The sequence below is a fragment of the Pseudomonas weihenstephanensis genome, assembly GCF_016812185.1.
Taxonomy (GTDB): domain Bacteria; phylum Pseudomonadota; class Gammaproteobacteria; order Pseudomonadales; family Pseudomonadaceae; genus Aquipseudomonas; species Aquipseudomonas weihenstephanensis.
The window spans coordinates 1,524,236-1,539,238 of sequence record NZ_JAAEBV010000001.1 but is presented as its reverse complement, the minus strand read 5'-3'; the positions used below and the strand labels follow the sequence as shown (position 1 = coordinate 1,539,238).

The 15,003-nt window shown below is 56.8% G+C and carries 11 protein-coding genes and 2 pseudogenes; 4 read left to right on the top strand and 9 right to left on the bottom strand.

From position 1 onward, the window contains the following. Nucleotides 1-172: 172 nt before the first annotated feature. The 3 genes and pseudogenes from tssK to tssM all read left to right on the top strand — a co-directional run. Nucleotides 173-316: pseudogene (tssK, locus tag GYN01_RS06995) on the top strand (type VI secretion system baseplate subunit TssK); the annotation flags it as partial. Nucleotides 317-321: 5 nt separating this feature from the next. Further along, the gene (icmH, locus tag GYN01_RS06990) at nt 322-1,203 is read left to right on the top strand and encodes a type IVB secretion system protein IcmH/DotU (protein WP_048401509.1); all 882 of its coding nucleotides are present in this window, start codon (nt 322-324) and stop codon (nt 1,201-1,203) included. A gap of 2 nt (nt 1,204-1,205) precedes the next feature. Then, nucleotides 1,206-4,718 carry a type VI secretion system membrane subunit TssM gene (gene tssM, locus GYN01_RS06985; RefSeq protein WP_203306767.1) on the top strand — a complete coding sequence of 1,171 codons (3,513 nt, stop codon included), beginning with the start codon at nt 1,206-1,208 and terminating at the stop codon, nt 4,716-4,718. Nucleotides 4,719-4,771: 53 nt separating this feature from the next. Here tssM and GYN01_RS22560 read toward each other — a convergent pair. Beyond that, a pseudogene (locus GYN01_RS22560) lies at nt 4,772-4,861 on the bottom strand (restriction endonuclease); the annotation flags it as partial. Between the two features lie 71 nt (nt 4,862-4,932). Between GYN01_RS22560 and GYN01_RS06975 the strand changes: the two are divergent. Continuing rightward, a complete protein-coding gene (locus tag GYN01_RS06975) occupies nt 4,933-6,054 on the top strand; it encodes an endonuclease NucS domain-containing protein (protein WP_048362349.1) in 1,122 nt (373 codons plus the stop codon). Nucleotides 6,055-6,226: 172 nt separating this feature from the next. On the opposite strand, the gene GYN01_RS06970 is transcribed toward GYN01_RS06975, so the two are convergent. The 8 genes from GYN01_RS06970 to exaC form a co-directional block, all read right to left on the bottom strand. Continuing rightward, the gene (locus tag GYN01_RS06970) at nt 6,227-6,985 is read right to left on the bottom strand and encodes a LexA family transcriptional regulator (protein ID WP_082149382.1); all 759 of its coding nucleotides are present in this window, start codon (nt 6,983-6,985) and stop codon (nt 6,227-6,229) included. A 227-nt stretch (nt 6,986-7,212) separates the two neighbouring features. Beyond that, nucleotides 7,213-7,740 carry an inorganic diphosphatase gene (gene ppa, locus GYN01_RS06965; RefSeq protein ID WP_048362351.1) on the bottom strand — a complete coding sequence of 176 codons (528 nt, stop codon included), beginning with the start codon at nt 7,738-7,740 and terminating at the stop codon, nt 7,213-7,215. Nucleotides 7,741-7,841: 101 nt separating this feature from the next. Beyond that, nucleotides 7,842-8,654: a M90 family metallopeptidase gene (locus GYN01_RS06960; protein WP_048401504.1), complete on the bottom strand. Its 813-nt coding sequence runs from the start codon at nt 8,652-8,654 to the stop codon at nt 7,842-7,844. 15 nt (nt 8,655-8,669) lie between these two features. Beyond that, nucleotides 8,670-9,317 (bottom strand): DedA family protein, encoded by a 648-nt coding sequence (locus tag GYN01_RS06955; protein WP_048362353.1) that lies wholly within the window; start codon nt 9,315-9,317, stop codon nt 8,670-8,672. A gap of 238 nt (nt 9,318-9,555) precedes the next feature. Then, complete coding sequence (gene eutC / locus GYN01_RS06950) at nt 9,556-10,365, bottom strand: ethanolamine ammonia-lyase subunit EutC (protein ID WP_048401502.1); 810 nt, start codon at nt 10,363-10,365, stop codon at nt 9,556-9,558. Between the two features lie 2 nt (nt 10,366-10,367). After that, nucleotides 10,368-11,768, bottom strand: coding sequence for an ethanolamine ammonia-lyase subunit EutB (locus tag GYN01_RS06945; protein WP_203306766.1), 1,401 nt, complete (start codon nt 11,766-11,768; stop codon nt 10,368-10,370). A 52-nt stretch (nt 11,769-11,820) separates the two neighbouring features. Continuing rightward, complete coding sequence (eat, locus tag GYN01_RS06940) at nt 11,821-13,269, bottom strand: ethanolamine permease (protein ID WP_048362356.1); 1,449 nt, start codon at nt 13,267-13,269, stop codon at nt 11,821-11,823. Nucleotides 13,270-13,420: 151 nt separating this feature from the next. After that, nucleotides 13,421-14,941: an acetaldehyde dehydrogenase ExaC gene (gene exaC / locus GYN01_RS06935; RefSeq protein ID WP_048362357.1), complete on the bottom strand. Its 1,521-nt coding sequence runs from the start codon at nt 14,939-14,941 to the stop codon at nt 13,421-13,423. Nucleotides 14,942-15,003 lie beyond the last annotated feature (62 nt).

Below are 15,003 nucleotides of genomic sequence, written 5' to 3'. Positions count from 1 at the left end.
TGTATGCGCGGGTTATCAGTTTGGCCAAATCGCCGGTATTCAAAGACAGCTTTGCGGGCAGCGACGTGCGTTTCTCTCATGAGTTCGAGGCCCTGGAGCGTGAGCGGGGCAAGGCTCAATCGTTGTATGAAAACGTCCCGATCGACTGGCTGGCCGTAGATCCGCGGAAAATCCCGTTCACGCCGACAAAACCTATTTCATCCTCGAACTCAATGCCGACGATCTGGCGCAAATGCAGCGCTCAGGCGGCTTTGCCTTCCATGTGTCGGGTGAGTTCTCTGAGCTTGAACTGAAATTTTGGGCTATCAGGAACTGACCCTCATGAAAACAGATATTCAACCGCCTCAAGGCAGTAAAACCGTGTTGGTAGACCGCTACGGCAGAGCGCCGCAACAGGTTGCGCTGACCGATGCCGAACACGCTCCACGCATTGAAAACATCGGCGCGCTAAGGGTGTTCAACGCCCGGCTGGCACCTGACGAAACAATCAGTATCAGCCTTAACCCTTTAGTGGCTGCGGCCAGTGATGTGTTGTCGTTTGTGGTCGGGATTGAACGCAACGTCCAGCAGCACACGCGAGACACCCTGAGCGCTCACCTGACCAAAGCCATAAAAGCATTCGAAGCCACGGCACTGCGCAACGGGGTTGAAAGCACTCAGGTGATGAGTGCTCGGTATGTGCTTTGTACGGTGGTGGACGAAGCCATCGCCACTACGGCATGGGGCAATGAAAGTGACTGGCCGCAAAAGAGTTTGCTGGGCAGTTTTCACAACGAAACGTTTGGTGGCACCAAAGTCTTTCAATTCATTGAGCAGGTCTCCAGGGACCCTGTGCGCAACCTGTATTTGCTGGAGCTGCTGTACGTGTGTTTGTCGCTGGGCTTTGAGGGCAAATTCCGCATAGAAACCCGTGGCGCGCTGGAGCTGGACTCCATTCGCGACAGCCTGTATCGGCAAATCCGCCACCTGCGCGGTGATGCCATTCGCGAAGTGTCCCCTCATTGGCAGGGCTTGGGCCTGCGGCGTAACAGCGTGGTACGCATCGTGGCACGTTGGGTCCTCGTGGCTCTGACCCTGGGCTGGGCGGGCGTCATGTACGCAGGGTTTGCCTGGGTCTTGGACGAGCAACGTGAAGCGGTCATGCAACCTTATCAACAGCACGCTGCTCTGGTTGTAAGGGCCGCAGTTGTAAACAGGAATTGATGATGAAGAGTTTCTTGAAAGCGAGCATGGCGCTGCTGCGTCATACATGGCTCTGGACCCTGATACTGGTGTTAGGTTTCGCGCTGTTGGTGTGGTGGGTGGGGCCATTACTGGCGGTCGATGATTACAAGTTTTGGGCAGACCCCATCGCCAGGCTTTTAAGCATCAGCGCCTTGTTGCTGATCTGGGGGCTGGCGATGGTGTATGTCAGTTGGCGCACCGGTGTGCGTAAAAAAGTGCTGGCAGACAGCGACGCGGGCAAAGCACACGAGCGTCAGGAGCAAGAGATTGAAGCGTCGCGCAAAAACCTGCGCAAACGCTTTAAAGCCGCGTTGCACATCTTGAAAAACACCAGCATTTACAAAGGCCGGAGTGAGCGCTGGCGCGACGAGTTGCCCTGGTACGTGTTGCTGGGCCCCCAAGGCGCTGGCAAAACCAGCTTGCTGGACTTTTCGGGGCTGGAGTTTCCGCTTAACAAACTTGACCGCACCCTGACCCGCGATTTGCGTAGTACGTCTGATTGCGAGTGGTACTTTGCCGAGCACGGGGTGCTGATAGACACCGCGGGGCGGTTTTTGACACAGGGTAATGAGCGCGTAGATGCCAGTGGCTGGAACACCTTGCTCGGATTGTTGCGCAAACGCAGGCGTGAACGACCTTTGAATGGCGTGCTGGTGACTGTGCCGGTGGACCTGCTGAGCCAAGGCGATCAACCCGCGTTGTCGCAATTGTCAGATCAGATTCGGGCGCGCCTGCAAGACATCCATCGTGTCCTGCGCATTGAGCTGCCGGTGTACCTGGTGCTGAGCAAGACGGACAGCGTGCCAGGGTTTGATGCTTTTTTTGAACAACTGACCCGCGATGAGCGTGCTCAGGTATTTGGCGCCAGTTTTGATAACAACCAAGGCGCAACGGCGCTGCTGCGCGCAGAGCTTGAGGCGCTGCTGGTGCGTCTCAACAGCCAGATCATCACGCGCATGCACCAGGAGCGAGATCCGCAACGCCGCGGCCTTATTCTGGATTTCCCCCATCAGTTGAGCCAGATCGCCGCGCAACTGTGCGTCTTTAGCGACATGACGTTTACGGGTAATCGCTACCCGCGCGCCAGCCCGCTACGGGGCGTTTATTTGACCAGCGCGCCCCATGTCATGGCCAGCCCACCTACGCAAAATCCGGAAGCGCACAGCGTCGAGACAGCCCAAAAACCGCAATCGCCATTTCTGCACACAGGTCGCGCTTACTTTATTAACCATCTGTTGAGCCGCGTGATTTTCCCGCAAGCGCAACTGGCAGGGCTGGACAAGCGTGAGCAGCGCCGTATTCATTGGGGGCAGCGGTTTCAGTACCTGCTCGCGATGGCTGTGTTGGGTGGGTTAGGGGTGCTGTGGGCAAGCAGTTTTTCATCCAACCATGAGCGCCTGGAACAACTGCGTCATTTGGCTCAGCAAGGGGTTCAACAACGTGCGCAATTGAGTCCGCGCGATGATGCCCAGGCTGCGCTCCAGACCCTGGGCACGTATTACGCGGCAACTCAGGTGTTCCCGTCCATGACGCAGGTTGCGTTGTATGAGCGCAGCGGTCTGTATCAGGGCGCTGCCGTTAAGCGGGCGCTCACCCAGGCTTACCAAAACGAACTGCACACGCAGTTATTGCCGCGTGTCATGCAGCAACTCGAACAGCAGATCCGCGCCAACCTTAACAATCGCGAGCGTTTGCTCAATAGTTTGCGTGCCTACCTGATGTTAGACGCCGTTGAACAACGCGATAACGCCTGGCTCAAGGCTTGGGTTGCCCGCGACTGGTCGCTGCGTTACCCGGGGCTGACAGAGGTGCAAAACGGTCTTAATCAGCATTTCGAACGCTTATTGGGAACCGCCTTCAAGGCCCCGCTCGATGAAGGGCTGATAGCACAGGCGCGACAGGTGTTGCGCAGTGAGTCATTGGCCACGGTGGTGTATCGCACATTACGTGAGCAGGCCCACTCATTGGCGCCTTACAGCCTCAGCCAGCATCTCGGGCCACAGGGCCATTTGTTCAGCGGTGCGGATTACAGCATTCCGGGCTTCTATACCCAGCAAGGTTATCAACAGTTTTTTTCGATCCAGGGCGTGAGCCTGGTGCGTGACATTCTGCGTGATAACTGGGTGTTGGGCGAGGGCAGCAGCAACAGTGCGATGGACATGCGCAAACTCATGGTTGCACTGGAGCAACTGTATTTTCGTGACTACGCCGACCATTGGGCTGAAGCGGTTGGGCGCCTGGCGTTGCAGCCGATGAGCGACGCCCGTGAAGGTGCCGAGCAGATGGCAGGCCTGACGTCTGCCAACTCACCGCTCTTGCAGCTGTTGGTCGCCGTGCGTGAGAACACGCGCTTGATCAGCATTGCCGATGAGTTGCCTTCTGTAACGACTACCGTTGGCACGCAGGGCGGCACACTCACGGCTGTTGCCGGGGCGGTTGTCGCCAAAGGCACTGAAGTCTTGGCGAGCACTGTGCCGGACACCTCAAAGAAAGCCTTGCAGCGCCAGTTTGAGCCGTTACACCGTTTACTGGATGACAAGGATGCGCCGACGGCGAGCCTGACACCGTTATTGGTCGGCCTCACGGATGTGCAATTACAAATGGCAGGGCTGGCTCGCGCCAGTGCGCCGGATCAAGCCGCTTATGAGATGGCCAGGCTGCGCATAAGTGGGCAGCGTGATGCGCTGAGCCATTTACGCCAAGCCGCCCAACGCTTGCCGCGTCCCCTCAACGGCTGGTTCAACACCCTGACCGAGGACACATGGGGGCTGGTGCTTAACGATTCGTATCAATTTTTAAATAAACGCTACCAGCACGAGCTGTACCGGTTTTATGCCCGAGCGCTCAAGCAGCGCTACCCTTTTGATGCACACAGCAGCAGCGATGTGGCTTTGAACGACTTCCGTGAGTTTTTTAAAGCGCAGGGGCTTGCTGATCAATTCTTCGACACCTGGATGAAACCTTTTGTCAGTCGGGACGCGGGCAGTTATCGCTTGCGCAGCATGGACGGTAAAAGTTTGCCGATGTCACGGGTGTATGTTGAGCAAATGGCCACGGCTCAAGTTATTCGTCAGGGCTTTTTTGCGCAAAATCCATCCGAGCCGCAGGTGCAATTCACCCTCGAGCCTTACAGCCTGGACACCAGCGTAAGCCGTTCGCAGTTGCGCTTCGGTGATCAAATGATCGAATACCGACACGGTCCCACCGTACCGATGAATTTCCAGTGGCCGACTCTGGCCGACAATGGGCGTACCAGCCTGATCCTGGAAAAAAATGTCGGACGTCCCATCGGCATCGAAAAAAACACAGGGCCGTGGTCACTGTTTCGAGTATTGGACTTGATGCAAATCGACTACCTGAGTGGGCGCGACGTCATGTTGCTTAAGGCCGATGTGGGCGGGCTGCGGGCCAACTATGTGCTTATGAGTCAGCGCACACCGAACCCGTTTGACCTGCAAACGCTGCGCAGCTTTCGTTTACCTGCCCAGCTGTGAAACGCGTGAGCGCGCAATGGCAAACAATTGTGGTTTCGTGACCACCTCATGATTCGCCAGCGCTTGGCCTGAACGTAGACCTTCCCAAGCCCCAGCTTGTCGAGCGACATAATACCGTCGATACCGGCGTCACCAGGGCCGCCTTGACCAATCGCCAAGGAAGCAATCACCATGTTTTCAATTTCGCTGATGAAAATTCCCAAGGACTCACAACTTGCCTATCAAAACGGATGTCTGGACCGTCGGCCTTGCACCGAACAAGCTGCGCCAAAGTCGATTGGCCAGCGAGCAGCTGCTGGAAGAGATGATCATCAGCTCGCCAAGCATTCTCTCGGATGAGTGGATGCTTATAGGTAGGCAAGAAAGCACTGGTATGGGGGGGCGCATTGATTTATTGGCCATTGCTCCTGATGGAAATCTGGTACTAATTGAGCTCAAACGAGACCGCACGCCCCGTGAAGTCGTTGCTCAGACCCTCGATTACGCCGTGTGGGTCGAGAGTCTGCGTGAGAACGAAATCGCGGCGATTTACCAACGGTTCCGCCCCGGAAGCAGCTTGTATGCAGATTTTCTAGCGCGCTTTGGTCGTGTGCTAGACGACGATGATTTGAATAAAAGCCACCAACTGATCATCGTCGCCACGGAGTTGGATGTCAGCAGCGAGCGAATCGTTGAGTACCTCAGCAAGCGAGATATTCCGATCAACGTGCTCTGTTTTCAAATTTTCCAGGTGGGCGATCAACAGCTACTGAGTCGATCCTGGTTACTCGATCCTGTTCAGACTCAAGTGAACGCAGCGTCGACGAGCGAAGGGCATACCGAGCCTTGGAACGGCGAGTTCTACTGTTCCTTCGGCGATTCTGCCTCGCGCTCATGGGCCGATGCTGTGGAGTTCGGTTTTATTTCCGGCGGTGGAGGCGCGTGGTATAGCAAGACCCTGCAGCTCCTCTCTCCGGGAGATCGGATCTGGGTAAACATTCCGCAGCAAGGCTATGTCGGCGTAGGACGCGTTCTTGGCACGTCCACACCTGCGAACGAGTTCACAGTGATGCAAGACGGCGAGGAGCGGCCGGTGCTAGAGGTCGCAACGCGCGCCCACTATCATGCAGAATTTGCTGACGATCTGGAGCGCTGCGACTATTTTGTTCCGATCCAATGGCTGCAAAGCGTACCGGTGAGCCAGGCAGTACGAGAGATTGGGATGTTTGGGAATCAGAATACGGTTTGCCGCCCAACTACGCCGAAGTGGCGGTGGACGATTGATCGATTAAAGCAGCGATTTCCGCGTTTCGATGAAGTCGTAGCTACTGAGGTCGCGAGCGTTCCTGGCAGTTGATAAATTGGACAGCTGCCTGCTGCCCAATTACTTGTTCAGTAGCACTTACAGTCAGTATCTCTTTTCTAGTCTGGAGAAAGTCCCACCTGCGGTGGGACATGCAATTACTTAAAGGGAGTGATGTTTCCTAGCTAAAACCTGCGCGCGATGTAGCTGGGCGCAGGTTATTTGTTTATTCATTTAACAGGCTCGGTACTGATGGCCTGCGTGTGTTGAGTGTCGACCACCAAAAAACCCAGCCCAAAATACGTATGTCCAGGGTTCGGATGTGTTCGGCACTGAAGACTTCGTCCGGGTATTCCTTGCCGTTGTGGCTACGCAAACGCAAACCGTCTTTGGGCTGGCGGTAGACGTATTTGATACGCAGCATGCCGTCCTGTTCCAGGGCATAAATTTCGCCGTCCACGATGTGAGTCAAGCTGCGATCAATAGCAATCGTCGAGCCGCTCTGGATCTTGTGCGACATGCTATGGCCAATCATAGGCACGCAAATGGCGTTCTCGGCGCTGACGTCTGCGGCATGCATGATCGAGCAGTCGAGGCGAACCCGCTTACCGGGAATTTCAACGACACGGGTTTTTTTTGTCCCGCATGGGCTGAGCACTTCGTTGTAAAACGGAATGTGGATGTCGTTTTTATCAGTGATCAATTTAGTGTTTAGGTTGGGGGGAGAACCCACCTCGCAGGAGGGTGAAGACGTCGTAGGGTTGGAGATCGGTACCGTTGGATGTTTAACCCCTTCACCCGTGCGCAGCCATCGGCTGTTAACACATAGGAGCTCAGAGATTTCGTCCAGGCGGGCCATCGGGATACCCCGCTTGAACCAGTTGTTGACGTGCTGCGGCGTAACGCGCCGATTGGCAGCGAAGTCCGAAGCAGATAAATGGCACTCCCTTAAAAGGAGTCTTAGACGATCACCGGATGTATTCATGCTGGCGGATTTTACGGAGAAGAGATCACTGTTTAAATAAACTAAACGTTCAAAAAACGCTCAAAAAAAAAGACTTCTCCTGCTTTCGCAGGGTTATTTCCTACGCTTGCTGTGTGCCTTATTTGGTGGGTGTGAACAGGTTGTTTCCTTGCGTTTATGCAGGCATAAAAAAAACCCGGGAACCGGGGTTTTTATGTAGGAACTTGCCGAAGCCAGTTCACCCACATTTAGCCTTTGTAGGCGGCAACTGACTTGGTGATCTCGGTGCGGGCAGCTTCTGCGTCGCCCCAACCTTCGATTTTCACCCATTTGCCTTTTTCGAGATCTTTGTAGTTCTCGAAGAAGTGCTGGATCTGCTGAATCAGCAGGGGTGGCAGGTCGGTGTACTCTTTGACGTCTACGTACAGCTGGGACAGCTTGTCGTGAGGCACTGCTACTACCTTGGCATCGCCGCCGCCGTCGTCAGTCATGTGCAGAATGCCCACGGGACGCGCGCGAATAACCGAACCTGGCGCAACCGGGTAAGGGGTCACGACCAGCACGTCGAGGGGATCACCGTCGTCAGCCAGGGTGTTGGGGATGAAGCCGTAGTTGGCCGGGTAGAACATCGGGGTGGCCATGAAGCGGTCAACGAACAGGCAATCGCTGTCTTTGTCGATTTCATATTTGATCGGCGCGTGGTTAGCCGGAATCTCGATAGCGACGTAGATGTCATTCGGCAGGTCTTTGCCAGCCGGAATTTTGCTGTAGCTCATTGGGCGGTGCCCCCGTTAGTAGGCCAGTTTACTTGGCCGATTTGGCCAAAAAGTGGCGGCGATTATAGGCGTATTCCTGCAACGACGTCACGCTTGGGCGATCAGTGCGGTGCGCGGTATTGGGGGTGTTCGCTTTGTAGCTTTTGCAGGCGGGCCAGCGGATCTTGACGGTAAAACAGGCAAAGCTGCTGATAAACCTGCGCATAGGCATGGTTGAGCAGGTCAGGGGCCGTGAAAAAGTATTCACTGATGACTGCAAAAAACTCCGCCGGGTTCTCGGCTGCATACGGGTCGATGGGCGCGTGATCGGGGTCATGGTGGTCGAGGTAATGGTTGAGGTGGTCGTACGCCTCTTGCATGGCGTGGGACCAGTCGCTGACGTTCATGCCGGGATGCAATGGCGGCATGCCATTAGCTTCACCGTTGAGCATGTCGAGCTTGTGCGCCAACTCGTGGATCACCAGGTTGCTGGCGTCCCAGCCTCCACCCGCCAACACGCCAGGCCAAGCCAGCACGACCGGTCCGTGTTGCCACGCTTCACCACTGTGATGACCTTCCCATTCGTGCTCCACGCCACTGGCGTCGAGATGACGCTGTGGACTGACGAAGTCGTTGGGGTAGAGCACGATCTCGTGAAAGCCCTTATACCAGTCCAGATCGCCCAGGTTCAGCAGCGGTAATTGCGCCTGAGCCGCCAGCAGCAACCGGCTTTCATCGTTCAGTTCTACGCCGGGCATCGGCGTCAGGTGCTTGTCCTGCAAAAACAGCACGCTGTGTTCGCGTAGCCACCGGTCTTGTTCGTCATCCAGACCATCAAGGATGCTCAGTCGCTGGCGCACGTCATGCCACGTATCGGGCGCCACCGGGTGCTGGGCAAGAATCCTCTGGCGTCTCCATTCGCTCAGTGACCACATGTCGGTTTATCTCGTTCAGGCTTTAGAGGGGCTGCGACCGAACCGGCTGCGAACCACACCAATAATCATCGGTATCAGCGATAGCAGAATGATGCCCACCACCAGCAACGACAGGTTTTTCTTGATGAACGGCACGTTGCCGAAGAAGTATCCCAAGGTCACCAGGCCGCCGACCCACAGCACGGTGCCGAATACGCTGAACATAAAGAAGCGCGGGTAAAACATGCGCGCCACGCCTGCGACAAACGGCGCGAAGGTACGGAAAATCGGCAGAAAACGCGCCATGGTCACTGTTTTGCCGCCATGACGTTCGTAGAAGTCATGGGTTTTTTGCAGGTAATCGCGGCGGAAAATTTTCGAGTCAGGGTTGCTGAATAACCGCTCCCCGACCGTTCGTCCTATCACGTAGTTGGTGCTGTCACCCATGATTGCTGCCAGCATCAGCAAGCCGCCTAATAACACGGGGTCCATACCGCCACCGGCAGCTACAGCGCCTGCGATGAACAGCAGTGAGTCACCGGGCAAGAACGGCATGACCACTAGGCCGGTTTCGCAAAAGATCACCAGGAACAGGATGGCGTAGATCCATGGCCCGTAATTGTTTACCAGCATGTCGAGGTACACATCGAGGTGCAAGATAATGTCGACCGGGTTGAAATCCATGTAAAGCACCTGTGTGGATGACCCGGCTCAGCAGGTCTGTGCGGGGAAAAGGCAGTTAACTACAGCGTATGTAGTGTTTTCGTACATTTTGAACGGAGAGGATTATACGGATTGACGCAAATTCTGCTTCCAGAGTTTGTAGCGAAGCATGTATTGATGAATGCCGATCCGTCATCACCCCAGCCTGTGACGGTCGTCATGGTAATACATGCCGTACCTTTGCAGCGGTTACGTGTTTTTACTCGCCCTTGAGCAGGAAGTTTTCGCGGGGAGCGCCTGCGTCCAGCGTCTGCACCTGGGCTTCGTCTTTGAGATTGACCCCCGACAATTGTCGACGGCAGGCCTCGCGCATCAAATACGCCAGCCGATGGGCGGCCATGCCATAGCTCAATCCCTCAAGCCGCACGTTGGAAATACAGTTGCGAAAGGCATCGGTCAGCCCCACTTTCGGCGCATAGGTGAAATACAGTCCCAGGCTGTCGGGTGAACTCAGGCCGGGCCGCTCGCCAATCATCATCACCACCATTTTTGCCCCGAGCAGCTCACCAATTTCATCGGCGACCGCGACGCGGCCTTGCTCCACCAGCATCACTGGCGACAGCGACCAGCCCTCAGCGGCGATGTGCTCTTCCATGCGCGCCAAAAAGGGCACGGTATGACGATGAACCGCCAGCGCCGACAAACCATCGGCCACGACCACGGCCACATCGACCCCGCCGGGGTGGGCCTGCGCATATTCGCGCAAGTGCTGTGCCGAGTCTGCGTGTAACTGTCGGCCAAGATCAGGACGTTGCAGGTAGCTGTGGCGATCAGCGGCGGCGCTGTGCAGCAACAAGCTGTCACGGCCTCGCTCGTGAAGTTCTGCGCTCAAGGCGGCGTGATCGAAGGGCAGATGCACCGCATCGCGTGCCTGCGCATGGGCGAATTGAAAGTCCAACTGCGCATGGGTCGGCAAACTGGTACCGGTGCGGCCCAGCGCAATGCGCGCCGGGGTCAGCGTGCGCAGTTGCAGCCATGGGTTGTGGCTGTCGGTTGGGGTATGGGCCATGTTCAACGTCCTCCCAAGTGGGTCAGCGCCTGACGAAACAGCGGCGGTAGTTGATGACCAAATTCTATGCGGCCGTCGTTTTGGGTAAAAATGCCGACCTTGCTCAGCCACTGTTCAAACTCGGGGGCGGGTTTAAGGCCCAAGGTTTTGCGCGCATATAACGCATCGTGAAAGGACGTGGTCTGGTAATTGAGCATGATGTCGTCCGACCCCGGAATACCCATGATGAAATTGATCCCGGCCACGCCGAGTAACGTCAGCAAGGTGTCCATGTCGTCCTGATCGGCTTCGGCGTGGTTGGTGTAGCAGATGTCGCAGCCCATCGGCACCCCCAGTAACTTGCCGCAAAAATGGTCTTCAAGCCCGGCACGGATGATCTGTTTGCCGTTGTACAGATACTCGGGGCCGATAAAGCCGACTACGGTGTTGACCAAAAACGGCTTGAAATGCCGCGCCACCGCATAGGCGCGCGTCTCACAGGTTTGCTGATCGACACCAAAGTGCGCATTAGCCGACAACGCACTGCCTTGGCCTGTCTCGAAATACATCAAGTTGTTGCCCAGTGTGCCGCGATTGAGGCTTAAACCGGCGTCGTAACCTTCTTGCAATACATTCAGATTAATCCCGAAACTGGCGTTTGCCGCTTCAGTGCCCGCAATTGACTGAAACACCAGGTCCAACGGCACACCCCGATTGATCGCTTCAATTGAGGTTGTGACGTGGGTCAGCACGCACGATTGCGTAGGGATCTCATAGCGCTGAATGATCGCGTCGAGCATGTTCAGCAAATCGCAGATCGAGGCAATGCTGTCAGTGGCCGGGTTGATGCCAATCATGGCGTCGCCGTTGCCGTAGAGCAGGCCGTCGAGAATGCTCGCGGCAATCCCGGCCGGGTCATCGGTGGGATGGTTGGGTTGCAGGCGCGTTGACAGTCGCCCACGCAGGCCAACGGTGCCGCGAAACTGCGTGACCACACGGATTTTTTGCGCCACCAGAATCAGGTCTTGCACGCGCATGATTTTTGACACGGCGGCTGCCATTTCAGGCGTAAGCCCTGGCGCCAGTGCGCGCAAGCTGTGTTCATCGGCGGCATCACTGAGCAGCCAGTCACGAAAGCCCCCCACTGTCAGGTGGCTGACGGCGCCAAACGCCTGAGCGTCATGGCTGTCGATGATCAGGCGCGTGACTTCATCGGCCTCGTAAGGAATCAGCGCTTCTTGCAGGAAGTGCGAGAGCGGGATGTCAGCCAGCGCCATTTGCGCGGCCACACGTTCGCCATCGTTGTGCGCGGCTACACCGGCCAAAAAGTCCCCGGAGCGTGCGGGGCTGGCTTTGGCCATCAGCTCTTTGAGGCTGTCGAAACGGTAAGTCTGAGTGCCCACCGCGTGAGAAAACGTTGCCATACAGGGTGCTCCTTGACGCCAGACGCAGGGCGTCTGGCGGGATTCTCAGCGATCAGTGCAAGGTTTGTTCGGCCTGTTGAATCGCCGCAAATTCTTCTTCAGGCGTACCGGCTACCAAGTGATGCCGACTGTAGAAAGCAAAGTAAGCAATTAATACTCCATAGATCACCGCCGCACCAATCACCACCCGTGGGTCGACCAGGAAACCGGCCACGACCGCGACGCAGGCGAGCACCAAGGCGATGCCAGAGGTGAAAATACCGCCCGGTGTGCGATATGGACGCTCCATTTTGGGGCGACGAATGCGCAGGGTGATGTGCGCGGCCATCATCAGTACGTAGGAAATGGTCGCACCAAACACCGCCACCAGAATCAGCAAGTCACCTTGCCCGGTCAGCGACAGGCCAAAACCGATGATGCCGGGGATGATCAACGCCAGTACCGGCGCTTTACTCTTGTTGGTTTCGGACAGCTTGCGAGGCAAATAACCTGCACGAGACAGGGCGAAGATCTGACGCGAGTAGGCATAAATGATCGAGAAGAAGCTGGCGATCAAACCGGCCAAGCCGACCAGATTGACGAAGCCGCCCATCCAGGTAGAGCCGCCATACGCTTTGCTCAGCGCTTCCACCAACGGGTTACCCGAGGCCATTAAGTGATGTGCCCCCGCGCCGCCGGGGCCAATCACCAAGATCAGCAGGGCGAAGGTCACGAGCACCAGCATGGCGCCAATCAAACCGCGCGGCAGGTCCCGCTTGGGGTTTTTGGTTTCTTCGGCGGCCAGCGGCACGCCTTCTACGGCGAGGAAAAACCAGATGGCATAAGGGATGGCCGCCCACACGCCGACATAGCCGAACGGCAGGAACGGGCTGGCGCCCTTGGCGTTGCTCACCGGGATGTCCAGCAGGTTGGCGACGTTGAAGTGCGGCACCATGGCGACTAAAAACACGCCCAAGGCAATGGCGGCCACGGCGGTGATGATGAACATCAATTTAAGGGCTTCACCGACACCGAAAATGTGGATGCCGATAAAGATGATGTAGAACGCCAGGTAGATCATCCAGCCACCAATCCCGAATAACGACTCGCAGTACGCGCCGATAAACACAGCGATGGCGGCGGGGGCGATGGCGTATTCGATCAGGATCGCGGTACCGGTCAAAAAACCGCCCCAGGGGCCAAAGGCGCTGCGGGCAAAGCCATAGCCGCCGCCCGCTGTCGGGATCATCGAGGACAATTCGGCCAGCGAGAAGCACATGCACAGGTACATGGTGGCCATCAGCAAGGTTGCGAGAAACATTCCGCCCCAGCCGCCTTGAGCCAGCCCGAAGTTCCACCCGGCGTAGTCACCGGAAATCACATAAGCAACGCCCAGCCCTACGAGCAGGACCCAACCGGCGGCGCCTTTTTTCAGTTCACGTTGTTGAAAGTACTCGGAGCCGACTTTTTCAAAGTCGACCGAAGAGGGGGCCGCAGTAGCGGCATTCGGTTCGCTAGGCATGTGATTTCACCTGTTCTTTTATAGTTAGGAAATTTGACAGGGTGTAAAGCAAGAGCCGGGCCATAGGCCCTGAGGTAGAGCTGTGTAGACCTGTAGCTGACGCCGGCTGCGATCTTTTAAAGATCAAAGATCGCACCCAGCGGGGGATTTTTTAGAAGAAACCCAGCGGGTTGATGTCGTAGCTGACCAGCAGGTTTTTGGTCTGCTGATAGTGGTCGAGCATCATCTTGTGGGTTTCACGGCCGACACCGGACTTTTTGTAGCCGCCGAACGCCGCGTGTGCGGGGTACAGGTGATAGCAGTTGGTCCACACGCGACCGGCCTTGATTGCGCGGCCCATGCGGTAAGCGCGGTTGATGTCGCGGGTCCACAAACCGGCACCCAGACCGAATTCAGTGTCATTGGCGATGGCCAGCGCTTCGGCTTCGTCTTTGAACGTGGTGATGCTGACCACCGGGCCAAAGATTTCTTCCTGGAACACGCGCATTTTGTTGGTGCCCTTGAGCAGCGTCGGCTGGATGTAATAGCCGGTTGCCAGGTCGCCTTCGAGCTTGGCCACTTGGCCGCCCGTCAGCAACTGCGCACCTTCTGCCTTGGCAATTTCCAGGTAGGACAGGATCTTGTCGAACTGCTGTTCGGAGGCCTGAGCACCGACCATCGTGTCGGTGTCCAGCGGGTCGCCACGTTTGATCGACTCCACCTTCTTCATCACCACTTTCATGAAATCGTCGTAGATCGACTCCTGAATCAGCGCGCGCGAGGGGCAAGTGCAGACTTCGCCCTGGTTGAAGAACGCCAGCACCAGGCCCTCAGCGGCTTTCTCAATGAAGCTTGGTTCGGCTTGCATGATGTCGGCGAAGAAGATGTTGGGCGACTTGCCACCCAGCTCCACGGTGGAGGGAATGATGTTCTCAGCGGCACATTTCATGATGTGCGAGCCGACCGGGGTTGAGCCGGTGAAGGCGATTTTGGCAATGCGCTTGCTGGTCGCCAGGGCTTCGCCTGCTTCTTTGCCGAAGCCTTGCACCACGTTCAGCACGCCCGGTGGCAGCAAATCGCCGATTAACTCCATCAGCACCGTGATGCTCAACGGCGTTTGTTCGGCCGGTTTGAGCACGATGCAGTTACCGGCGGCCAGCGCTGGCGCGAGTTTCCAGGCGGCCATCAGCAGGGGGAAGTTCCACGGGATGATTTGCCCGACCACGCCCAGCGGTTCGTGGATGTGATACGCAACCGTGTTGCCGTCAATTTCGGCGGCGCTGCCTTCCTGAGCGCGGATGCAACCGGCGTAGTAACGGAAGTGATCGGCGGCCAATGGCACGTCGGCGTTCAGGGTTTCGCGCACTGCTTTGCCGTTGTCCCACGTTTCGGTCACGGCCAGCAGTTCAAGGTTTTGTTCGATGCGATCCGCGATTTTCAGCAGCACCAGCGAGCGCGCCTGCACTGAGGTTGCACCCCAGGCATCGGCGGCGGCGTGAGCTGCGTCGAGGGCTTTTTCGATGTCTTGCGCCGTCGAACGAGGAAATTGAGCGATGGGCTTGCCGTTGACCGGCGAGGTGTTGGTGAAGTATTGGCCGTTGACCGGCGCCACGAATTCGCCGCCGATGTAGTTACCGTATTGGCTCTTGAACGAGACGATCGAGCCTTCAGTACCGGGTTGTGCGTAACGCATGGTGAGTGTCTCCTGGCTTTATTGTGCTTATGGGAGGACGCGCGGTGGCGTTGCCCCAAGCA

Coding starts and splice junctions, on each gene's coding strand:
- eat (WP_048362356.1), bottom strand. CDS start 13,269: ATGCCTAGCGAACCGAATGCCGCTACTGCGGCCCCCTCTTCGGTCGAC.
- GYN01_RS06960 (WP_048401504.1), bottom strand. CDS start 8,654: ATGTGGTCACTGAGCGAATGGAGACGCCAGAGGATTCTTGCCCAGCAC.
- eutC (WP_048401502.1), bottom strand. CDS start 10,365: ATGGCCCATACCCCAACCGACAGCCACAACCCATGGCTGCAACTGCGC.
- exaC (WP_048362357.1), bottom strand. CDS start 14,941: ATGCGTTACGCACAACCCGGTACTGAAGGCTCGATCGTCTCGTTCAAG.
- ppa (WP_048362351.1), bottom strand. CDS start 7,740: ATGAGCTACAGCAAAATTCCGGCTGGCAAAGACCTGCCGAATGACATC.
- GYN01_RS06955 (WP_048362353.1), bottom strand. CDS start 9,317: ATGGATTTCAACCCGGTCGACATTATCTTGCACCTCGATGTGTACCTC.
- tssM (WP_203306767.1), top strand. CDS start 1,206: ATGAAGAGTTTCTTGAAAGCGAGCATGGCGCTGCTGCGTCATACATGG.
- GYN01_RS06970 (WP_082149382.1), bottom strand. CDS start 6,985: ATGAATACATCCGGTGATCGTCTAAGACTCCTTTTAAGGGAGTGCCAT.
- GYN01_RS06945 (WP_203306766.1), bottom strand. CDS start 11,768: ATGGCAACGTTTTCTCACGCGGTGGGCACTCAGACTTACCGTTTCGAC.
- icmH (WP_048401509.1), top strand. CDS start 322: ATGAAAACAGATATTCAACCGCCTCAAGGCAGTAAAACCGTGTTGGTA.